Genomic DNA, 211 nt, shown 5'->3' on the forward strand with positions numbered 1-211 from the left:
GGTGTAGTAATCTTTTGGCACATCTTGATACACACTTCTATACAATTGCTTATGCTCGAAGAATAATACGGGATTTGGATCGTTAATAGCGGTATTTAATAAACCTTTGGCATCATAAGGAAATGCTGGATACACCACTTTCAATCCCGGAGTTTTAGTAAACCAAGCTTCGTTAGTTTGTGAATGGAAAGGTCCATTCACAAACTAACGA

At 37.4% G+C, this 211-nt stretch carries 1 pseudogene; it reads right to left on the reverse strand.

Annotation, left to right across the window (positions count from 1 at the left end):
* A pseudogene (locus GFJ99_RS13415) lies at positions 1-195 on the reverse strand (alpha-ketoacid dehydrogenase subunit beta); the annotation flags it as partial.
* Between the last annotated feature and the right edge of the window lie 16 nt (positions 196-211).

Origin of the sequence: Flavobacterium sp. LMO6 (assembly GCF_009495795.1) — a bacterium.
In the GTDB taxonomy this organism is placed as follows: Bacteria; Bacteroidota; Bacteroidia; order Flavobacteriales; family Flavobacteriaceae; genus Flavobacterium.